The organism is Paraburkholderia solitsugae, from assembly GCF_013177695.1.
Classification (GTDB): Bacteria; Pseudomonadota; Gammaproteobacteria; order Burkholderiales; family Burkholderiaceae; genus Paraburkholderia; species Paraburkholderia solitsugae.
In genome coordinates this window covers 1-18721 of sequence record NZ_WOEY01000060.1, presented here as the reverse complement: position 1 = coordinate 18721, position 18721 = coordinate 1, and the positions used below count along the sequence as shown (strand labels likewise).

General features: G+C 62.4%; 18 protein-coding genes, 1 pseudogene and 1 riboswitch. Of the genes and pseudogenes, 13 read left to right on the top strand and 6 right to left on the bottom strand.

Translation table 11 applies throughout. The features are described 5' to 3' along the window. Positions 1-52 precede the first annotated feature (52 nt). Positions 53-231, bottom strand: a riboswitch (cobalamin riboswitch). Positions 232-315: 84 nt separating this feature from the next. From cbiE to cobM, 3 genes are read left to right on the top strand one after another with little or no spacing between them, the layout of a single operon-like run. Then, positions 316-1563 (top strand): precorrin-6y C5,15-methyltransferase (decarboxylating) subunit CbiE, encoded by a 1248-nt coding sequence (gene cbiE / locus GNZ12_RS15110; RefSeq protein ID WP_172311082.1) that lies wholly within the window; start codon positions 316-318, stop codon positions 1561-1563. A gap of 34 nt (positions 1564-1597) precedes the next feature. Next, entirely contained in the window at positions 1598-2320 is a 723-nt protein-coding gene (locus GNZ12_RS15105) for a cobalt-precorrin-6A reductase (RefSeq protein ID WP_172311081.1), read from the top strand. 47 nt (positions 2321-2367) lie between these two features. Further along, positions 2368-3096 carry a precorrin-4 C(11)-methyltransferase gene (cobM, locus tag GNZ12_RS15100; RefSeq protein ID WP_172311080.1) on the top strand — a complete coding sequence of 243 codons (729 nt, stop codon included), beginning with the start codon at positions 2368-2370 and terminating at the stop codon, positions 3094-3096. 25 nt (positions 3097-3121) lie between these two features. On the opposite strand, the gene GNZ12_RS15095 is transcribed toward cobM, so the two are convergent. Continuing rightward, on the bottom strand, positions 3122-4222 hold the full coding sequence (locus GNZ12_RS15095; RefSeq protein WP_172311104.1) for a polyamine ABC transporter substrate-binding protein: 1101 nt from the start codon (positions 4220-4222) through the stop codon (positions 3122-3124). A gap of 57 nt (positions 4223-4279) precedes the next feature. Next, positions 4280-5266, bottom strand: coding sequence for an agmatinase (speB, locus tag GNZ12_RS15090; RefSeq protein WP_268959034.1), 987 nt, complete (start codon positions 5264-5266; stop codon positions 4280-4282). Positions 5267-5450: 184 nt separating this feature from the next. On the opposite strand from speB, the gene GNZ12_RS15085 reads away from it, so the two are divergent. Continuing rightward, complete coding sequence (locus GNZ12_RS15085; RefSeq protein WP_172311079.1) at positions 5451-6338, top strand: LysR substrate-binding domain-containing protein; 888 nt, start codon at positions 5451-5453, stop codon at positions 6336-6338. Positions 6339-6493: 155 nt separating this feature from the next. Continuing rightward, on the top strand, positions 6494-7618 hold the full coding sequence (locus GNZ12_RS15080; protein WP_172311078.1) for an alpha/beta hydrolase family protein: 1125 nt from the start codon (positions 6494-6496) through the stop codon (positions 7616-7618). Positions 7619-7624: 6 nt separating this feature from the next. Here the strand turns inward: GNZ12_RS15080 and GNZ12_RS15075 are convergent, their stop codons facing one another. Then, positions 7625-9118 (bottom strand): MDR family MFS transporter, encoded by a 1494-nt coding sequence (locus GNZ12_RS15075; RefSeq protein ID WP_172311077.1) that lies wholly within the window; start codon positions 9116-9118, stop codon positions 7625-7627. A gap of 226 nt (positions 9119-9344) precedes the next feature. Between GNZ12_RS15075 and GNZ12_RS15070 the strand changes: the two genes are divergently transcribed. The 5 genes from GNZ12_RS15070 to GNZ12_RS15050 all read left to right on the top strand — a co-directional run bounded on the left by GNZ12_RS15070 (position 9345) and on the right by GNZ12_RS15050 (position 13230). Then, positions 9345-9605, top strand: a complete 261-nt coding sequence (locus tag GNZ12_RS15070) for a DUF1488 family protein (RefSeq protein WP_074287414.1) — start codon at positions 9345-9347, stop codon at positions 9603-9605. A 174-nt stretch (positions 9606-9779) separates the two neighbouring features. After that, positions 9780-10283, top strand: coding sequence for a lipocalin-like domain-containing protein (locus tag GNZ12_RS15065; RefSeq protein ID WP_172311076.1), 504 nt, complete (start codon positions 9780-9782; stop codon positions 10281-10283). Between the two features lie 179 nt (positions 10284-10462). Then, a complete protein-coding gene (locus GNZ12_RS15060; RefSeq protein ID WP_172311075.1) occupies positions 10463-11098 on the top strand; it encodes a carbonic anhydrase in 636 nt (211 codons plus the stop codon). A 182-nt stretch (positions 11099-11280) separates the two neighbouring features. Beyond that, a complete protein-coding gene (locus GNZ12_RS15055; protein ID WP_172311074.1) occupies positions 11281-11964 on the top strand; it encodes a type 1 glutamine amidotransferase domain-containing protein in 684 nt (227 codons plus the stop codon). Between the two features lie 153 nt (positions 11965-12117). Further along, the gene (locus GNZ12_RS15050) at positions 12118-13230 is read left to right on the top strand and encodes an alkene reductase (RefSeq protein ID WP_172311073.1); all 1113 of its coding nucleotides are present in this window, start codon (positions 12118-12120) and stop codon (positions 13228-13230) included. Between the two features lie 75 nt (positions 13231-13305). Here GNZ12_RS15050 and GNZ12_RS15045 read toward each other — a convergent pair whose 3' ends face one another. Further along, positions 13306-13887: an alpha-ketoglutarate-dependent dioxygenase AlkB family protein gene (locus GNZ12_RS15045; protein ID WP_172311072.1), complete on the bottom strand. Its 582-nt coding sequence runs from the start codon at positions 13885-13887 to the stop codon at positions 13306-13308. Positions 13888-14195: 308 nt separating this feature from the next. Here GNZ12_RS15045 and GNZ12_RS15040 point away from each other — a divergent pair, with 308 nt between their 5' ends. Both GNZ12_RS15040 and GNZ12_RS15035 read left to right on the top strand, forming a co-directional pair. Beyond that, a complete protein-coding gene (locus GNZ12_RS15040) occupies positions 14196-15095 on the top strand; it encodes a DMT family transporter (protein WP_172311071.1) in 900 nt (299 codons plus the stop codon). Between the two features lie 312 nt (positions 15096-15407). Then, positions 15408-16355, top strand: coding sequence for a DUF4148 domain-containing protein (locus tag GNZ12_RS15035; RefSeq protein ID WP_172311070.1), 948 nt, complete (start codon positions 15408-15410; stop codon positions 16353-16355). 18 nt (positions 16356-16373) lie between these two features. On the opposite strand, the gene surE is transcribed toward GNZ12_RS15035, so the two are convergent. Further along, on the bottom strand, positions 16374-17153 hold the full coding sequence (gene surE, locus GNZ12_RS15030; protein WP_121106224.1) for a 5'/3'-nucleotidase SurE: 780 nt from the start codon (positions 17151-17153) through the stop codon (positions 16374-16376). 45 nt (positions 17154-17198) lie between these two features. Next, a pseudogene (locus tag GNZ12_RS15025) lies at positions 17199-17315 on the bottom strand (LrgB family protein); the annotation flags it as partial. A gap of 128 nt (positions 17316-17443) precedes the next feature. On the opposite strand from GNZ12_RS15025, the gene GNZ12_RS15020 reads away from it, so the two are divergent. Next, entirely contained in the window at positions 17444-18598 is a 1155-nt protein-coding gene (locus GNZ12_RS15020) for an epoxide hydrolase family protein (RefSeq protein WP_172311069.1), read from the top strand. Positions 18599-18721 lie beyond the last annotated feature (123 nt).

The window sequence follows — 18721 nt, the reverse complement described above, 5'->3', positions numbered from 1 at the left end:
CGCCCAGGTGGGCATTGCTGCGGCATCGGTACACCCCGCCCGATGGTGGCTGGCACGAACAGTCTGGCCGGCAGGTCTCCTGGCTGGCAGGTCATGGTCCGCCGCGGCCTTCCCGGTCAAACCAGTGGCGCGGAGCGCAGGCGGACTCGCTGCATACAGTTGCGGGGGCAGCCACAGTGGCACTGTGTTCCCTCTTCGGCCCCGAAGGGCACCGGCGGCTGTATTATGCCTTTTTTCGAACAGCACAACGAGGCTGGACGCTTTGATCGGCGTGGCACAGCGCACTATTTGAAGATACAGAATGAGGATGGATGCATGCCGGCGTGGTTGACCGTGGTGGGCATAGGCGATGACGGCTTCGCCGGTTTGGGCAGGCCCGCGCGGCGTGCTTTGCTGGAGGCGTCGGTGGTCTACGGGGGCGAGCGTCATCTGGCGATGCTGCCTGCGCGTCTCGCCGCGCGCCGTGCGGCATGGCCGAGACCGTTCGATCTCACGCCTTTGCTGGCGGAACGTGCCGGGCCGGTGTGTGTGCTGGCGAGTGGGGACCCGATGCTGTTCGGCGTCGGCGCGACGCTCGCGCGGCACTTGCCGGCAGGTGAATTGCGGGTGCTGCCCGCGCCGTCGTCGTTGTCGCTGGCGGCCGCGCGGCTTGGCTGGCCGTTGCAGGATGTCGCTACCGTTTCGCTGGTCGGCCGGCCATTGCCGACGCTGAATGCTCATTTGCACGACGGCGCGCGCATCTTCGTGCTGAGCGCCGATGGGCGCACGCCGGGCGCGCTGGCCGAACTGCTGAATGCGCGCGGTTTCGGCGCGACCCGCATGACGGTGCTCGAACATTTGGGCGGAGCGTTGGAGCGGTGTATCGATGGCCGCGCGGATCAGTGGTCCGCGGGGGACGTGGCAGCGCTGAACCTGATCGCGCTTGAATGCCGGGCAACGGAGGGTGCGCCGCGCTTGCCGTTGACCTCCGGCTTGCCCGACGACGCCTTTCGCCACGACGGTCAATTGACCAAACGCGACGTCCGCGCGATCACGCTGGCACGCCTCGCGCCGACGCCCGGCGAATTGCTATGGGATGTGGGCGCGGGCAGTGGCTCGATCGGCATTGAATGGATGCGCGCGCACCCGACTTGCCGCGCGATCGCGATCGAAGGGCACGCGGAGCGGCAGCGGTTCATCGAACACAATCGCGATGCGTTGGGCGTGCCGGGATTGCAACTGGTGGCCGGCCGCGCGCCCGATGCGCTGCAAGGATTAGCTGTGCCGGATGCCGTGTTCATCGGCGGCGGCGTGACGGTGCTGGGCGTGCTCGACGCCTGCTGGGCGCGTCTGCGCGACGGCGGGAGACTGGTCGCCAATGCGGTTACTTTGCAAGGCGAGGCGATGCTCGTGGCATGGCGGGAGCAATACGGCGGTACGCTGACCCGCATCGCGCTTGCCGACGCGCAGCCGCTCGGTGGCTTCGATACGTGGCGCCAGGCGCTGCCGATCACGGTGCTGGATGTCACCAAACCGGCCAATGGCTCGAACGGCACGTCCGTCGACTCGCTCCAGCCGTCATGATTAACTGCAAGGGCAATCGGATCGGAGCCGCGCAATGATGCGGGTCCTGCTGCTCGGTGGCACCGGCGACGCTTTGCGGATCGCAAGACAGCTCGGTTCCGGGCACGTGTACAGTCTCGCGGGCCTCGGCAAGGTGCCGGACGATCTGCAGTGCGCGGTGCGCGTGGGGGGCTTCGGTGGCAGCGAAGGCATGGCGCGCTATATCGAAGACGAACGCATTGCCCTCGTGATCGACGCGACGCATCCGTACGCTGCGCAGATCAGCGCAAATGCCGCGAAAGCGAGCGGCGCCGCGCATGTGCCGTGCTGGGCACTGCGTCGCGAGGGATGGCAGCCGCAAGCCGGCGACGACTGGCGCATGGTCGGCGATTGGGTCGAACTCACGACCGCGCTCGCTTCGTTCAGGCGCCCGCTGTTCACGCTCGGCCGCGAACCGCTCGCGCATCTTGACGAGATCCCGCCGCTGCAATTCTGGACGGTACGCTGCCTCGACGCACATGAAGCCAATGCACGCGCGCGGATTCTGGCGACGCGCGGCCCGTTTACGCTCGAAGGCGAGCGAACGCTGTTCAGCGCGGAAGCCTTCGATGTCGTCGTCAGCAAAAACAGTGGCGGCAGCGCGACCGAAGCGAAACTCGAAGTCGCGCGCGAACGCGGCTTGCCGGTGGTCATGCTGCGGCGCCCTGAACTGGCGGCAGTCGATCGCGAGTTTGCCAACGTGGCCGACTTGCTGGAAGCATTGCAAGCCTTGGGTTAAACGGCGGCATGCATGACATGCCGTCCAAACGAATCATGGAGTATTGAATGACGGTGTTTTTTATCGGCGCGGGTCCCGGCGACCCGGAACTGATCACGGTGAAAGGACAGCGCCTCGTACGCGGCTGCCCGGTGATCCTGTACGCCGGCTCGCTGGTGCCGGCCGCTGTGTTAGAGGGGCATAGTGCGGAGCAGGTCGTGAATACCGCCGAGCTCGACCTCGATCAGATCGTCGCGTTACTCAAGGCAGCGCACGACAAAGGCCAGGATGTGGCGCGCGTGCATTCCGGCGACCCGTCGTTGTACGGCGCGATCGGCGAGCAGATCCGCAGACTTCGCGAGCTCGACATCCCCTACGAGATCGTGCCCGGCGTGACGGCGACCGCGGCATGCGCGGCAACGCTCGGCTGCGAACTCACGTTGCCCGATATTTCGCAGACGCTGATCCTCACCCGCTTTGCAAGCAAAACGACGATGCCCGAAGGCGAACAACTCGCCGACCTCGCGAGACATCGCGCGACGATGGCGATTCACCTCGGGGTGCGCCACCTCGCGCGCATCGTCGATGAGTTGCGGCCGCATTACGGTGGCGATTGTCCGATCGCGGTGATCTACCGTGCGAGCTGGCCGGATGAAGAAAAAATCACCGGTACGCTCGACGATATCGTTGGCAAAGTGCAGTCCACCCATATTGAGCGGACTGCGCTAATCCTGGTGGGACAGGTGCTCGCTGCCGAAGGATTTGCGGAGTCGACGTTGTACGCGAAAGGCGGCTGATCCGCACGCCGCCGACTCTCGTTCGTTATCCCCCGGTCTTCAACTGCGCCCACAGCCTGCCTTCCAGGCGTTTGATCGGGGCGGGCAAGGGCTTGAGCAGAAACAGCGTTTTCAGCACGGACTCAGGCGGATAGATGGTCGGATCGTTGAGGATTTCCGGTCGCACGAATTTGCGCGCGGCGGCGTCCGCATTCGGATAGAACACTTCATTGGTGATCCCGGCATGAACCTCGGGCCGCTCGATGTAGTTGATCCAGTCGAGCGCCGCTTCCGGATGCGGCGCATCTTTCGGGATCGCCATCATGTCGAACCAGACCGGCGCACCGCCTTGGGGAATGAAGTATTTAACCTCGTAACTCTTGTTGGCATCGCGAGCACGATGGCTCGCCATCGACACGTCACCCGACCAACTCAGCGCGAAACAGATGTCGTCGCCTGCGAGATCGTTGATATAACTCGTCGCGTTGAACTGCGTGATGTACGGGCGAATCTTCTTTAGTGCGTCGTATGCGGCCTGGTAGTCGGCCGGATTTGTACTGTTCGGATCGCGGCCGAGATAGTGCAGCGTGACCGCGAACACATCGGTCGGCGCATCGAGTATGGACACGCCGCAAGTCTTCAGCTTGCTCAGATACTCGGGCTTGAAGAGGATGTCCCAGCTATCGAGTGGCGCATCGTTGCCGAGAATCTTCTTGACCCGCGTGACGTTGTAGCCGAGCCCCGTGGTGCCCCACGCCCACGGCACCGCGTACTGATTGCCTGGGTCCGCATCGGCGACCAGCTTCAGCAGACTGGGGTCGAGGTTCACCAGGTTCGGCAGTTTCGATTTGTCGAGCTTCTGGTAGATGCCGGCCTGGATCTGCTGGGCCATAAAGTTCGAGGTCGGCACCACGACGTCATAACCGGTCGAGCCCGTCAGCAATTTGGCCTGCAAGGTTTCGTCGCCGTCGTAGACGTCGTAGCGCACATGAATGCCCGACTCTTTTTCGAAGTTCGGCACCGTATCTTTCGCGATGTAATCGGCCCAGTTGTACAGGTTCAGCAGCTTTTCATCGGCGTGCGAGGGTGCGCCGAACGCGCTTAACAGCAGCGCTGCCAGCATCGACACGGCCGGCCTCGACTTCATGATGGGGTGGGGCATGATGGTCTTCCAGAGTGGTTTCAACAGGGCGGTTGGCGGCGCTTACATGCGCTGATGACGTTGCAGCTTCTGATTGCGCATCAGGCACAGCATGTCGGCGGCAAGATGGGCTGCGGCGAGCGCGGTCACGTCGCTGTGGTCATACGGTGGCGACACCTCCACCACGTCCGCGCCGACCAGATTCACGGCGCCTAGCGCGCGAACGATTTCCAGTGCCTGCGCCGAGCTCAAACCGCCCGCCACCGGCGTGCCCGTGCCGGGTGCAAAGGCTGGATCGAGGCAGTCGATGTCGAAGGTGAGGTAGGTCGGTGCGTTGCCGACAATCTTCAGCACTTCATCGATCGTCGCCTGCGTGCCGTTGCGATGGACCGACGGCGCGTCGAGAATGCGCACGCCCATGAAGTCGTCGTTCCAGGTGCGAATGCCGATCTGCACCGAGCGCGCGGGATCGATCAGCCCTTCACGGATCGCCTTGTAGAACATCGTGCCGTGGTTCAGCGAATCGGGGTTGTCGTCGGGCCACGTGTCGCAATGCGCATCGAAATGAATCAGGCTGAGTGGCTTGCCGTATTTTTCAGCGTGCGCGACCAGCAGCGGGTAGGTGATGTAGTGATCGCCGCCGAGTGTCAGCATGCGGGTGCCCGTTGCGAGAATCTCGCGGGCGTGGGCGATGATCGCGTCGCGAATGCCGAGCGGGTTGTGGGCGTCGAACCAGCAGTCGCCGTAGTCGACCACGTTCAGATGATCGAACGGATCGATGCCCCACGGAAACGCGCCCAGCTCGGCCAGTTGTACCGAGGCGGCGCGCATGCCCGCTGGGCCGAAACGCGTGCCGGGGCGGAAGGTGGTCGCGAGGTCGAGCGGAATGCCCGACACGGCGACGTCGACGCCGGTGAGATCGCGCGTGTAGGGCCGGCGCATGAAGGACAGCACGCCGGCGTAGGTGGGGGCAGCGGCTTGGCCGGCCGCCTCAGTGCCGGTTGCAGGGCGCGTTGCGGCAGGTTGTAAAGCGTTCAGGTTCAGGGTCATACACGTCGATCCGGTCAATTCCAATGAGCGCCGTCTTACAAATATTTCTCATGTCTGACGAAACAGCATGCGGCGTGGGGAGAGCAACTGACGCTATGATTGCGAGGCAATATTCCCGCGAAAAGCGAAGAATCTTGCTGGAAGTATCGATATTTCTAATATCTCACTCGACCTTGACGACCCGATGCGTAGACTTCCCCCTCTGCAGGCCTTGCTCGCTTTCGACGCCGCTGCGCGCCTCGGCAGTTTCACGCGCGCGGCGCAAGAACTCGCGCTGACGCAATCGGCGATCAGTCATCAGATCCAGCAACTCGAGGAGTGGGCCGGGGTGCCGCTGTTCCGGCGAATCGGGCGGGGCGTCGCGTTGACGGCCGCCGGTGTGCTGTTTGCGCAGACCGTGACGTCGGCGATGACCACCCTGGCGGACGGGCGCGATCGCATCGAGCCGTACGGCAATCCCGATTCGGTGATCCTCTATTGCGCGCCTCAGTTTGCGACGGGCTGGATCATGCCGCGCATGCCGGCGTTTTCGGCGGCGTTGCCGAATATCGAGATCTGGCTCATCACCGGGGAAGAGGTGAACGAGATCGATCGTGTGGATGTCGATCTGATCGTTTCCGCGAAGGAGATCCGCACGCCGGAAGTGATCTGCGAGCCTTTGCTCAATGAGGAGGCGGTCGCTATCTGCGGGCCCATGACCGCGCGCCGTCTGCGTTCGGCACCCTTTCCCGAAGTCTTGACGCAAGCGTCGTTGCTGGTGCACGAGCCGCGTCCGGAGTGGGCGCCGTGGTTGCCTGAGTTAAGACGCGGCGGTTTGCGTACGCGGCGTGCGATGACGATCGACGATCCCCGCATCCTCGTGGCGGCCGCCGAGCAGGAAGCCGGCATCGCGATGGTGTCCCGGCTCACCGCCGCCGACGCCTTGACGAGCGGGCGCGTTGAGGTTTTGCCGCAAGTGCCGGGGTTCGCGCTGGCGCCGCTATGGTTGATGCGCTCCGCTCAACCGGCGCGCTCGGCGGCGGTGGATGCGGTTTACGAGTGGATGGTGAGGCTCTGCCGGGACGGTGGTTGACGCGCAGCAGGTGATGTTGCGCGTCTGGATGCGCGTCGTTCTGATTGTAGTATTGAACGTAGCGCGTGCGTCGAGGTGTACCGGAACCTGCCGCTAACCGGTTTGCAGCATGCGTGCGTCACGGATCTGATGATCCCCATTCGCTAGGACTAGCCATGTTTCGTCTATGCTGTGCCGCCCTCGCGTGTTCGGTGGCGTTGTCGTGGGCGGGCGCCGCCGCGCCGGCAGATCAGCCTTCCTGGCATGTGGGCGAGGGGGCGCGTGTCTTTCATCCCGCCGTGGCCCGTGATTGGCGCGGGGCTCGGACCCAGGCGCTGGTGACGACCATCTGGTATCCGGCCGATCCGGCACGCCCGGAGCTCGCACACGACCTTGGTGCGCCGGGTCATCCACTTTTTCACGGACATCCGGCTGCCGTGGATGCGCCTTTGTCGAGCGCGCGTGAGAAATATCCACTGCTCGTGCTGTCGCACGGCACCGGCGGCAGCGCGGACAGCCTCGACTGGCTGGCTTCGGCGTTGGCTGCCCAGGGCTATATCGTGGCGGGCACCAATCATCCGGGTAACAACGCGTTGGAGCCGATGACCCGCGATGGCTTCATGCTCTGGTGGGAACGCGCCACGGACGCGAGCGAAGTGCTGGACGGCGTCCTCGCCGATCCGATGCTGGGTCCGCACGTCGACCGGGACCGGATCGGCGCCGTGGGTTTCTCGCTCGGCGGGTATACGGTTCTTGAGCTGGCCGGCGCGCGAACCAATCTGCCGGCCTTCGAGCGTTTCTGCGCGGGGCCGCAGGCTGATGCCATCTGTCATCCGCCGGAGGCCGCCAGAATCCATGAGGACCCTGACGCGCCCCCCTTGATGCTCGCCGCACTGTCGCCGCAGACGAAGGCGTCACAGGCACGCGCCGGTGAGTCGTACCGGGATCCGCGCGTCAAGGCGGTCTTCGCGATCGCGCCGGCGCTAGGTGAGGCGTTCGATAGCACATCATTCGCCGACGTCACCATTTCCGTGTCGCTGCTGGCGGGCGAGGCCGACGTGACTGCGCCTGTGGACACCAATATCCACCGCATCTCGGGTTTCATGCCGAAGGCAAACGTCACGATGGTGCCGGGCGCATCGCACTACACCTTTCTCGACACCTGCTTACCCGACGTGGTCGAACACCTTGCGACCATCTGCAAGGACAATCCGGGTGTCGATCGCGATGCGGTGCATGCGCAAACGGCTCAACGCGCGATCGATTTCTTCGCCACCGCATTGCCCGCGAGTGGCGCGTAGCGGCGTTCAGTCCTCGAGCGGCGACAACGCTTCAAGCGGGACCTGCTTCGCCGATCCGATGTTGATCGCCGGCACGAAGCCCAGCAGCACGACCACAAAAATCGCAATCACAAAGATCGAGATGAAGGTCAGGTGCAGCGACTGATGCAGCACCATGCGGATCATGTCGCTGTCGGCGAGACTCGTTACCTGATTTTGCAACAGCGCTTTCAACTGATCCGAGGTGACCACGGCGACCTCCTTCGAGTGACTGAGCCCGAAATTGAGCACCGCGCCGAACAGCGTTGCGCCCAGCGTGCTGCCGAGATTGCGCGAAAAAAGATTCGATGCGGTGGCGCTGCCGCGCTCGTCCATCTTGACGATCTCCTGGATCAGCACCAGCGAACTGACGCTCGACGTGCCCATGCCGAAGCCCATGATGAGCGAGCCGAACGCCGCGACGAGCGGCGAACCGCCAGGCTGCAGGAACAGCAACAGCACCGCACCAATCGGTATGAACGCGCTGCCGCCGATCAGAATGCGCCGCAAGCCGAGGCGGTGAAATGATTTCGCCGCGAACGTCGCGCCCGCCGGCCAGCCCACCATCATCATCGTGAGCGCAAGACCCGCGACCACGGGCGAGCGATGCAGCACGCCCTGAACATACATCGGCAGGAAGGTGGTGGCGCCCATCAGGATCATGCCGGACAGCACGGTTGCGGCATTGCACGCGGCAATGGGCCGGTGGCTCCAGAGCGCGAACGAGATCATCGGCTCAGCCGCGCGGCGCTCCTGAAACACGAACAGCAGCAGGCACAGCACGAACGCGCCACCCGCGAGCATGGCCTTGGCGATGTCGTCGTCGCCTGCGTAAGTCAGCGCCATCATCAGTGCCGCAATGGCCGCCATGAACAGCGCCGCGCCCGCGAAATCGATCGACGGACGCGCATGCCGCCCCGATTCGCGCAGGAACGCGATGAAGCCGGCTGCCGAGGCAAGGCCGATCGGCACGTTCATCCAGAAGATCCACGCCCACGACAGGTTGTGAATGATGAAGCCGCCCACCATTGGCCCGACCACCGCTGAAATGGCCCACACGCTGGCAAGATAACCTTGCACCTTGCCGCGTTCGCGCGCCGGATAGAGGTCGGCGACGATGGTCAGCGTGACCGGCTGGATCGCGCCCGCGCCAATGCCCTGAATCAGGCGGAACACGATCATGGCGGGCATCGACCAGGCGAAGCCGGCCAGCACCGAACCGAGCAGAAAGATCGCGATGCCGGCGAGCATGACCGGCTTGCGCCCATAGAGGTCGGCGAGCTTGCCGAAGACCACGGTCATCGCGGTTTGCGTCAGCAGGAACGACGAGAAAACCCAGCTATACAGATGCAGATCACCGAGTTGCGCGACGATCTGCGGCATGGCGGTGGAAACGATAGTGGCTTCGATGGCGACCATCGCCATCGAAGCCATGACGGCGGCAATGACTAAAGGACGCGACGATTGCGGGCTGCGGGACATGGGGAGGTAGTATTAGGGTGTTGGAAGCGTCTGACGGCGTGACAGGCGACATGCACGCCGCGACGCATAAGCGCGGCCGCCCGAAGGCGGCCGATGTCGAGTATGCACCTTGCGGAGAATGTCTGCTGAACACGAGCCGCTATCGCGAAGCTCATGCGGCTTTAACGCGGCGGCTTGGCACAACCTTTGCGCGTTCAGCGGTACTTTCGCCAAATGGAGGGTCATTATGAGGATCGAATTCACCGGACGCCGTGAAGTAGTGGCAGCGGCGCGCGTCGCCTTCGAAGCCAATGTCGATGGGGCTGACGTCTGGTGCAGCGTGTCGCTGGACGCGCTGAACGACCATTTTGGCAACGAGGGACCATCGGCTCACGATCTGGTCGGTACCTTCGAGGCAAATCGCGCGCGAATAGAGAACGCTACGCGGCGGGTTCTCGAGAAAAACGGGGGACAATCCGTGGAGCTCGAAACCGGGGATTTCAACTGAGGCCCGAGCGTCCCACATCCTGACATAGGAGGGTGGTCCGGCGTCTCTACGCCGGGCCTGCTCCGATAGCTTTTCCCCAGCAAACCGCCTACGCTTCAACACACCCAAGCCCAATCCGCACTGCGAAGCGCGACGGATTCGTCTGACTTCACGTCCTCGCGCGTGGAGAACGTCATGAAACCAACGCACCAGATCCTCGCCGTCATCACGATGGCATTCGCAGTGTTGTGTGCGCCGATACGAAGCGCTTTTGCCCAGGCAGCAGACAGACTGGTGGGATCGTGGTCGCTCGTCTCGTTGACGGTGGCGAAGAGTGGCAGTGAAGTCGATTTGCTTGGTCCGCATCCGCAAGGGCAACTCATCTTCGGCAGTGATGGCCGCTACGTGCTGATGGTGGTGAGTTCCGACTTGCCGAAATTCACTTCGGGGGACAGGCAGCAAAGCACGCCGGAGGAAAACGCGAAGATCATCCGCGGCAACGTCGCGCATTTCGGCACGTATAGCGTGGATCCGGCGGCGCACATTATCGTTTTTCACATTCAAAAAAGCACTTTTCCGAACTGGGACGCGGATGTTCAGCGCCGCCCATTTACGCTCGACGGTGACCGGCTGACGTACATCACGCCGGGAGCCTTCGGCTATGGATCGTCGAAGGTCGTGTGGCAGCGAATGAAATAGCGCGCCTCACCGGCTGGCCGGCTTGCTGTTCGCACGCAACCTGATCCGCGGCACACGCTATTCCGGACGACCTCGAAGTGACCGCGGCTGCGGTATAGTCGCGCCAACCGATCGCAGACACGCCTTGGACCTTTGCCGCGGGCTCGGCAGGCTGAGGCTTTGACTATCCGGAGAACGTCGTGCAGGAAATCATAGAAGGACTCATCCGCTTTCAACGCGAAGTCTTCCCGCAGCAGAGCGCATTGTTCAAACGCTTGTCGATTTCGCAAAGTCCGAGCACGCTGTTCGTGACCTGCTCGGATAGCCGTGTCGTTCCCGAATTGCTGACACAGGTGGAGCCCGGCGCGCTGTTCGTGATCCGCAATGCGGGCAACATCGTGCCGTCTTATGGCCCGGAGCCGGGTGGGGTATCGGCCACCGTCGAATACGCGGTGGCTGTGCTGGGCGTGCGGGATATCGTGATTTGCGGTCACTCCAATTGCGGGGCGATGACGGCGATCTGCACGTGCAAGAACCTCGACCATCTGCCGGCCGTGGCGAGTTGGCTCCGTCACGCTGACGCGGCGAAAGCGATCAACGCGTCGCGAACTTACGCCTCAGATGCAGAGCGCCTCGACGCCTTGGTCAAAGATAACGTGATGGCTCAACTTGCGAACATTCGCACTCATCCGTCAGTGGCTGTGGGCCTCGCGAGCAAAACGCTGCGACTGCATGGCTGGATTTTCAATATCGAAAGTGGCGCGATGCTCGCACTCGATGGCCGCACAGGGCAGTTTTTGCCATTGGTGGACAACCCTGAGATTTATGTTGTCTAGCTTGACGGTTGGATGCGGGGGGCGCCACCTTCGGATAAACCGCTTCGGCGTTCCGGATGGCCACCTATACTGCCAGAGCGCCTGGAGCCGATGACGCCGCTCTACGGCTTGTTGCACCGTGAGCCGGCGACGCCGCTCGATGGCATGGTGCAACGCGAATTGAATCCGCTCGCGAGGTTTCCATGAAAATTCTGATGGTACTGACGTCCCATGACCAGCTCGGCAATACGGGCCGGAAAACCGGCTTCTGGCTCGAAGAGTTTGCGGCGCCCTATTACGTGTTCAAGGATGCCGGCGCCGATGTGACACTCGCGTCGCCCAAAGGTGGTCAGCCGCCGCTCGACCCGAAGAGCGACGATCCCGATGCGCAGACCGACGCGACCCGGCGATTCAGCAAGGATACCGAGGCGCAAGCCGCGTTGGCGAGTACCGTGAAGCTTTCCACCGTGTCGGCCGCGGACTATGACGCGGTGTTCTATCCCGGCGGCCACGGACCGCTGTGGGATCTCGCCGAAGACCCGCATTCAATTGCCCTGATCGAAGCGACCTATGCCGCGGGAAAACCCGTCGGCGCGGTATGCCATGCACCCGGCGTGCTACGTCATACGAAGGCGCCGGACGAAACGCCGCTCGTCCGCGATAAACCGGTGACCGGCTTTTCCAATGCCGAAGAAGCGGCAGTCGGCCTTACCGATGTCGTTCCTTTCCTCGTCGAAGACATGTTGAAGAAGAACGGTGCCCGCTATTCGAAGGGGCCGGATTGGCAGTCGCATGTCGTGGTCGCGGGCAATCTGATCACGGGGCAGAATCCCGCATCGTCGGAAGCCGCGGCGCAAGCGCTGCTCGCGAAACTCGGCGTGACGTGAGAGACCGGTGAAACGAAACTGCGATGTGAAGGTGAGATGGTGTGAGGGTGACATAGGCGTGCCCTGAGGAACCAGGAGAGCGGCAATGGCAACCAGCGCGAAAGAACATCTAACCGCTTTTCAATGCGTTGTATCTTTTTCAAGGGAACGCTAATGTCTGCCGAATCCTCGCATATCGATAGTTACCTGTTCGAACCGGTCAGGCGCGGGCCGCTGCAGTTGCCTAATCGCATCGTGATGGCGCCGCTGACACGCAGTCGCGCGAAGGAGGCCGATGTGCCGAGCGAACTGGCTGTCGAGTATTACGCGCAACGTGCGACAGCCGGTCTCATCATCGCCGAGGCGACGCAGATTTCGCCGCAAGGCAAGGGCTATGTGTTCACGCCCGGTATTTACGACGACGCCCAGGTGCAGGCGTGGAAACGCATTACCGATGCCGTGCATGCGAAGAGCGGCCATATCTACCTGCAGTTGTGGCACGTGGGCCGCATTTCTCATCCGTCGTTGCAGCCGGGTAATGCGTTGCCCGTCGCGCCCTCGGCGATCAAACCCGAAGGCCAGGCCTATACCAACGACGGATTCGTGCCGCTCGTCACACCGCGCGCACTTGAAACCTCGGAAATGGCGGGCCTCGTCGAGCAGTATCGTGTGGCCGCACAAAACGCGAAGGCCGCCGGTTTCGACGGCGTGGAAATCCACGCGGCAAACGGCTACCTGCTCGACCAGTTCCTGCGCGACAAGACCAATCAACGAACCGATCAATATGGCGGCTCGATCGAAAATCGCGCGCGCCTGTTGCTGGAAGTGGCCGATGCCGTGACGGACGTCTGGGGCGGTGAGCGCGTCGGCGTACGTATTTCTCCGCTCAGCAGCTTCGGAGATATCGACGACAGCAATCCCGAACCCCTTTTTACCTATGTGGTGAAGCAACTCAATGTGCGCAAGCTCGTCTACCTGCATGTCATCGAAGGCGACACGGGCGGCGCGCGTGAAGTCGCGGGCGGCTTCGATTTGCAGGTGTTGCGCCAGGCATTCGATGGATTGTTCATGGCGAACAACGGCTATGACATGGAACTCGCGCAGAAGACGCTCAAGGCAAAACGGGCGGACCTGATCGCGTTCGGCCGGCCGTTCATTTCCAATCCCGATCTGGTCGAGCGACTCAAGGTTGGAGCGCCGCTGAACGAGCCGGATAAGAACACGATGTATGGCGGCGGCGCGGAAGGGTATATCGACTACCCAACGATGGAAGAAGCGAAGCGCTGAGTGGGCTTGTGCGTAGTCACGCGGCAAATGGCGTTGACCGGGCGGTGGACCTGGAATCAGGGTGCGGAAGCAGCCTCAGCCGGCAAAGCAGCGAAACGCAAGGCTGATACGCAGCCCGGTCACATCCGCGACTTTGGGAATACCGTGTTCGTGCGTGAATTGCGACGCGTAGCTCATGACGATGCAACTGCCTGGCTCCAACTCCACGTGCACGATCCGGCCGGAACCCGCCTTTGGCCGGATCGACATGCGACGGGGCGCGCCAAGCGAGACGATGGCAATCGGCTGGGACGGCACCAGTTTTTCCGTCTTGTCGCCGTGGAGCGCGACACTGTCGCTGCCGTCGCGATAAAGATTGAGGCCGACACGATTAAACGGCGCGCCGACCAGCGAGCGGACGGCTTCAAATGCTTCACCCAGCGGCGCAGGTAGATCTTCGGATTCGCGGGAGAAGGTGGCGAGCAGACGCGGCACCGCGACCTCCCGGTCGTACATCATGCGTTGCTGGCTCATCCAGCCGATATTTTCAAGTGCCTGATCGAACCACTGTTGCGCGGCAACGGCCGGGATCGACTCGGGCAGATAACGAATCCCGCCTTCCTTATCATCGATAAGGGGCACGGGCTCGGGTGCGAATAGGCCTTCCTGGTGCGCCATACATTCCAACCGTAGAGTAACGATAGCCCGGCAACGAGCGCAGGGCTGTTCATGCAAGACATTGTACTGTGTTTTTATACAGTGTTTTGACTAGGCGCCTGCTTGATCCACCTGACATGCCGCAACCAGCAGGGTGCTCCGGGGGGAGCGGGGGCGCCTGCCGGCGCGATGCGGAATGGGTGAGTACGGTTTTTTGCAGTCGATCGCGCGAGGCGCAGCAGGCATAATCCGTTTTCCGATTACGCCAGCCTTTCATCGAGGGGCGAAACCAAAGCGCTGCGCTGCGTCGCGCGCTCCCAGGAAAACTCATGCTGCCCATCACGTCTGTCCGGAGCGCGGCCGTGCCGCTGCGCAGTGTTGCGCTGATTCTCGTATCCATGTTCTGCTTCGCGCTCGTCGACGCCCTGGCGAAATCCGCGGCGCTCGCCTATCCGGCCAATGAAGTGACGTTCTTCCGGATGCTGTTCGGCTTGGTGCCTGCGGTAGCGGTGTGTCTGCGCGGCAAACCGCTCATCGAGCGTCTCAGGCATATGGATGTGCGTGGGCAGACCTTGCGTGCGCTGACGTTGCTCGGCGCTTCAGGACTGTTCTTTGCGGGGCTCCCCTATGTGCCGCTCAGCGAAGCGGTGGCGATCGTGTATTCGGAGACCTTGCTGGTCATCGTTCTCGCACCGCTGCTTCTGAAGGAAGCCCTCAAGCCGCGCGATGCCCTTGCTGCGGCAGTGGGTTTCGTCGGCGTACTTTTCGTGGTGCGCCCAGACGGGTCACATTCGAACTGGCTCGGTCCGCTCCTGCTGATTTCGAGCGCGTTTTTCGGCGCGTTATCGATCATTCAGATCAAGCGGATTCGCGCCACTGACGATTCAGGCACCACGGTGCTGTATTTCACAGTGATCGGCACGATCGTCACCGGCGTATCGCTATTTTTCGCATGGCGCACGCCTTCGATCGAAGCACTCGCGGTGATGGCCTTGATCGGCGGGTTCGCCACGGCAGGGCAGTTGCTGATGACGATGGCGTTTCGACAGGCCGACGCCGGTGCGCTCGCGCCGTATAACTACACCAGCATCGTGTGGGCTGCATTATTCGGCTATATCGCGTGGGGCGAGACGATTGGCAGCCTGTCGCTGTTCGGCATCGCGTTGATTGTCGGAAGCTCGATTGTGGTTGCCGTGCGTGGCAAGCAGACCGAGGGGCCGCTCGTGTAGGCGTGCGCTGCATTCGCCGAATGCAAATTCACTTCTCATTGCTTCGTAGTTCAAACGTTCGTTCTAGGAAAGCAAGGCCAGCAAGCTGGCGTTTTCGGACAATATGCCCTTCGCAGCGGACGAATTGACGTTTGGCGACTATAAATAGTAGATAGGACGCATCCAGCTTGCACGCTTATTCGTACGACTGTACCGGCCCGAACTCGCGGTCGTTGCGGCGACATCGATTGAATCGCTGCGAACCCTCTGATGAATTCGAGCACGTTTGCGATACCGCAAACGCGGATGTCCACGATTTGAGAGGGAGGCGTCATGGTTAGCGAACCCGGGAAGATCGTTCTCACAAGCCTCTTTGTCGGCGCGGTTGCGATCGCGGCTTATTTCTCGCAGTCGAACAAAAACTGGCTGTCGACGGACGAACTCGGGCTGGAGCGCGACAGCGCGTCGGCTCATTACACGCGCGGCGACATGGTGACCGGTTCGGTGAAGTCCGGACCGGTCGTTGCACGCAGCGATTCAGCTGCGGCCATTGCCGGGGACCTCCAGGCTGCGCGCAATAGTCTGCAGCGCAACGATCTTGTTGCCGCGCAAGCGCAACTGGATGTAGTGCGGTCAGCACACCGGGACGACGATCAGATTCTTGCGCTGCAAAAAGAAATCGCGGCGCGCGAGGAGCAGGCGCAGCACGCGCTGGCCGCAGTGCGTGTGGAGAAACCGACGCAGCCAGGGGCGAAATCGGCGCGATCTTCGTCGCCGTCTTCCGGGAAAACAGGCCGCTCTCATAAAATCCACTTCGCGACGCACGAACACTCGAACCGTGCATCCAGTTACGCGAAGACCCGGTATGTTCCGGAAACCGTAGTAGCCGTTAGCGCGGCTGGCACAACGAGCGGCAGAACGAGCAGCACTGGCGCACCTGCTGTTTCAAGCTCGTCGTCGCCTGTTTCGACTCAGGTGAGGGTGGTCACGAACGTAGCCAGCGCGCCTGTTGCGTCACCGCCGACGCAGGCAACATCAGCGCCGCCGCCAGACCCGCACGCCGAGTCGACCGCGCAAGCTGCACCCGTGCAATCGGCCGCTCAACTCGCGCCCTCCACCGGCAGCACGCTATTGAAATCGGACGGCGGGCCAAAAACACGCGCAGAGGTACGCGCGGAAATCGCCCGCGCCCGAGCCGATGGCACCCTTCCCGCGTTCGGCAATCCGGACCCGGCCGGACCTGGCGGCGCACCGAGCCTGACCGGGGCGTTGCGGCATTGAAACTGCGCAGACCGGTGGTTAGCGCAACGATGCAGCAAGCCGCGCGAAAGTGGGTTCGTCCGTGCGATCGAACGCAAGCGGCGTAACCGACACGCGTCCCGATGCCACCACGGCTGTTTCGCTATCGGGGTCGTTCGCGCGCGTGCCGCGTTGAAACCGCAACCAGTGATAGTCGATGCCGCGCGGATCGACTTGCGGCAGCACCTCGATATCTTCAACAAGTCCGACGCCTTGCTTGCTCGGTGTGAGCGGACCGGCCGAGGCCGCGTCGACGTCGGGGAAATTGATGTTCAGGCAGGTGGGTGCATGGTGCTCGATCGCGAGCAATTGGCGAATCACGCCGGGCGCGAGTGCACGGGCGGTGTCCCAGCGCACCTTGTTGCGGTCGCTGAAGGTCTGGCTCAACGCGAACGACGGCAGTCCTAGCAACAGGCCCGTCATCGCGGCGCCGACCGTGCCCGAGAACATCGTTTCCACGCCAAGATTGCCGCCACGGTTAACGCCGGAAAGAATCAGCGTAGGCGGCGCGTCGCGCATCAGATGCCGCACACCCATCACGACACAATCGCCCGGCGTGCCCACTACGCCAAAACGCCGCTCGCCCTGGCGGCTGACACGCAGCGGCGAATGCAGGCTGATCGAATGCGATGTGCCGCTCTGATCATGCTCAGGCGCGACCACCCAGACTTCGTGTGCGAGCTCGGCGGCAACCGCTTCGAGTACGGCGAGGCCGGGCGCGTCGATACCGTCGTCGTTCGTCAACAATACCCGCGGCACTTTGGATTCATAGGCAGACATCGCAGCAAGCTCCTCTCAATGAGTAAGGGAAGTCTCATTATCCGGCTATTGAGAAGGGCGTGTTGCGAAGCGGATGGCGGGCGCGGTGAATATGCCGTTCAGTCTCATGGCGAGACCGGCGAATGCGCCCATTTCTTCGCTGACCTGAAATGCGCGCATTGTGTACCATGCAGATTGCTTCGTGCGCGCGATACCCGCTTCGTGCATGAGCCCCGCTGAATTGCCGTGACCAGCGCTATCGAATCCGATAGTGCCCGTCATCCCCACACTCTTGTGCCGGATGAACTGACATGCAGATCGAGCCGTTTCAGATTGCTGTGCCGGACGCTGACATAGACGATCTTCGCCGGCGTATTCGCGCGACACGCTGGGCACCGGCAACGCCGTCGCCAGCCTGGCAGCAGGGTGCCGATCCCGTCTGGCTGCGCGAACTCGCCCAGTACTGGGCCGAGCGTTTCGATTGGCGCGAGGCCGAGCGCCGGTTGAATCTGCAGCCGCAATTTCTCGCCGAGGTCGAGGGTCAGCGCGTGCATTTCGTGCATCGGCGCAGCGTCGGTCCAGCGACTTATCCGCTCGTGGTCACGCATGGCTGGCCAGGGTCTTTTTTCGAGTTCCACGCACTGCTCGACCGGTTATGCGACCCGGCCGCATTCGGTTGCGATCCGGCCGATGCGTTCGACGTCGTCGTTCCATCGCTCCCCGGCTTCGCGTTCTCGCAGGCTCCCGTCGAGCCCGGTATGTCCGCATTTCAGGTGGCGGACTTGTGGGCTTCCCTGATGCGTGGCCTCGGTTATGAACGCTTTGGTGCCCAAGGCGGCGATCTGGGCGCCGGGGTTTCGATCGCGCTCGCGGCACGGCATCCCGAGCGTGTCGATGGCATTCATCTCAACTTCTTGCCCAGCTCATACGAGCCCGCAAGCGGCGCCGCGCAGACACCGCTCACGCCCGCGGAGGAAACCTATCTGCGGGAGAAAAACGAGTGGGCCGCGCTCGAAGGCGGCTATGCCCATATGCACAGCACGAAACCGCAGACGCTGGCGGCTTCGTTGAACGATTCGCCGGTAGGACTCGCTGCATGGATCGGCGAGAAGTTTCGCGCATGGAGCGATTGCGACGGCGACATCGGGCGGGTGTTTTCGAAAGACGAGTTGCTCACCAACATTTCGCTCTACTGGTACACGCAGAGTATTGGCACGTCGATGCAGATGTATTGGGAAAACCGGCTGCAGCCGATGCGCTTCGTCGAGGGGCAACGTGTCGCGCAGCCGGTGGGATTCGCCCATTTTCCCAACGAGATCAATCATCCGCCACGCACGTGGCTCGAACGGACCTTCAACGTCGTGCAATGGACCGACATGCCGAGCGGTGGTCATTTCGCTGCGATGGAAAAGCCTGACTTGCTCGCTGCCGAGATTCGCAAGTTGTTCAGGAAGTTGAGGCGCTAGTGTGATGCGTCACAAATAATGCAACTTAATCGCGATTTGTGAGTCTCCATGTACATGGAGGGAGAACTCATGAGAATCGCGGCGAAAGTTGAGCTGAGCGAAGCACAGCGCAAACAGTTGGAG

What these genes read in the sequence shown, in the direction of transcription:
- GNZ12_RS15095 (WP_172311104.1), bottom strand. Translation starts at nt 4,222, where the DNA reads ATGAAGTCGAGGCCGGCCGTGTCGATGCTGGCAGCGCTGCTGTTAAGC.
- GNZ12_RS15085 (WP_172311079.1), top strand. Translation starts at nt 5,451, where the DNA reads ATGCGTAGACTTCCCCCTCTGCAGGCCTTGCTCGCTTTCGACGCCGCT.
- GNZ12_RS15080 (WP_172311078.1), top strand. Translation starts at nt 6,494, where the DNA reads ATGTTTCGTCTATGCTGTGCCGCCCTCGCGTGTTCGGTGGCGTTGTCG.
- GNZ12_RS15055 (WP_172311074.1), top strand. Translation starts at nt 11,281, where the DNA reads ATGAAAATTCTGATGGTACTGACGTCCCATGACCAGCTCGGCAATACG.
- GNZ12_RS15065 (WP_172311076.1), top strand. Translation starts at nt 9,780, where the DNA reads ATGAAACCAACGCACCAGATCCTCGCCGTCATCACGATGGCATTCGCA.
- GNZ12_RS15020 (WP_172311069.1), top strand. Translation starts at nt 17,444, where the DNA reads ATGCAGATCGAGCCGTTTCAGATTGCTGTGCCGGACGCTGACATAGAC.
- GNZ12_RS15035 (WP_172311070.1), top strand. Translation starts at nt 15,408, where the DNA reads ATGGTTAGCGAACCCGGGAAGATCGTTCTCACAAGCCTCTTTGTCGGC.
- speB (WP_268959034.1), bottom strand. Translation starts at nt 5,266, where the DNA reads ATGACCCTGAACCTGAACGCTTTACAACCTGCCGCAACGCGCCCTGCA.
- surE (WP_121106224.1), bottom strand. Translation starts at nt 17,153, where the DNA reads ATGTCTGCCTATGAATCCAAAGTGCCGCGGGTATTGTTGACGAACGAC.
- cobM (WP_172311080.1), top strand. Translation starts at nt 2,368, where the DNA reads ATGACGGTGTTTTTTATCGGCGCGGGTCCCGGCGACCCGGAACTGATC.
- GNZ12_RS15050 (WP_172311073.1), top strand. Translation starts at nt 12,118, where the DNA reads ATGTCTGCCGAATCCTCGCATATCGATAGTTACCTGTTCGAACCGGTC.
- cbiE (WP_172311082.1), top strand. Translation starts at nt 316, where the DNA reads ATGCCGGCGTGGTTGACCGTGGTGGGCATAGGCGATGACGGCTTCGCC.
- GNZ12_RS15045 (WP_172311072.1), bottom strand. Translation starts at nt 13,887, where the DNA reads ATGGCGCACCAGGAAGGCCTATTCGCACCCGAGCCCGTGCCCCTTATC.
- GNZ12_RS15040 (WP_172311071.1), top strand. Translation starts at nt 14,196, where the DNA reads ATGCTGCCCATCACGTCTGTCCGGAGCGCGGCCGTGCCGCTGCGCAGT.
- GNZ12_RS15070 (WP_074287414.1), top strand. Translation starts at nt 9,345, where the DNA reads ATGAGGATCGAATTCACCGGACGCCGTGAAGTAGTGGCAGCGGCGCGC.
- GNZ12_RS15075 (WP_172311077.1), bottom strand. Translation starts at nt 9,118, where the DNA reads ATGTCCCGCAGCCCGCAATCGTCGCGTCCTTTAGTCATTGCCGCCGTC.
- GNZ12_RS15105 (WP_172311081.1), top strand. Translation starts at nt 1,598, where the DNA reads ATGATGCGGGTCCTGCTGCTCGGTGGCACCGGCGACGCTTTGCGGATC.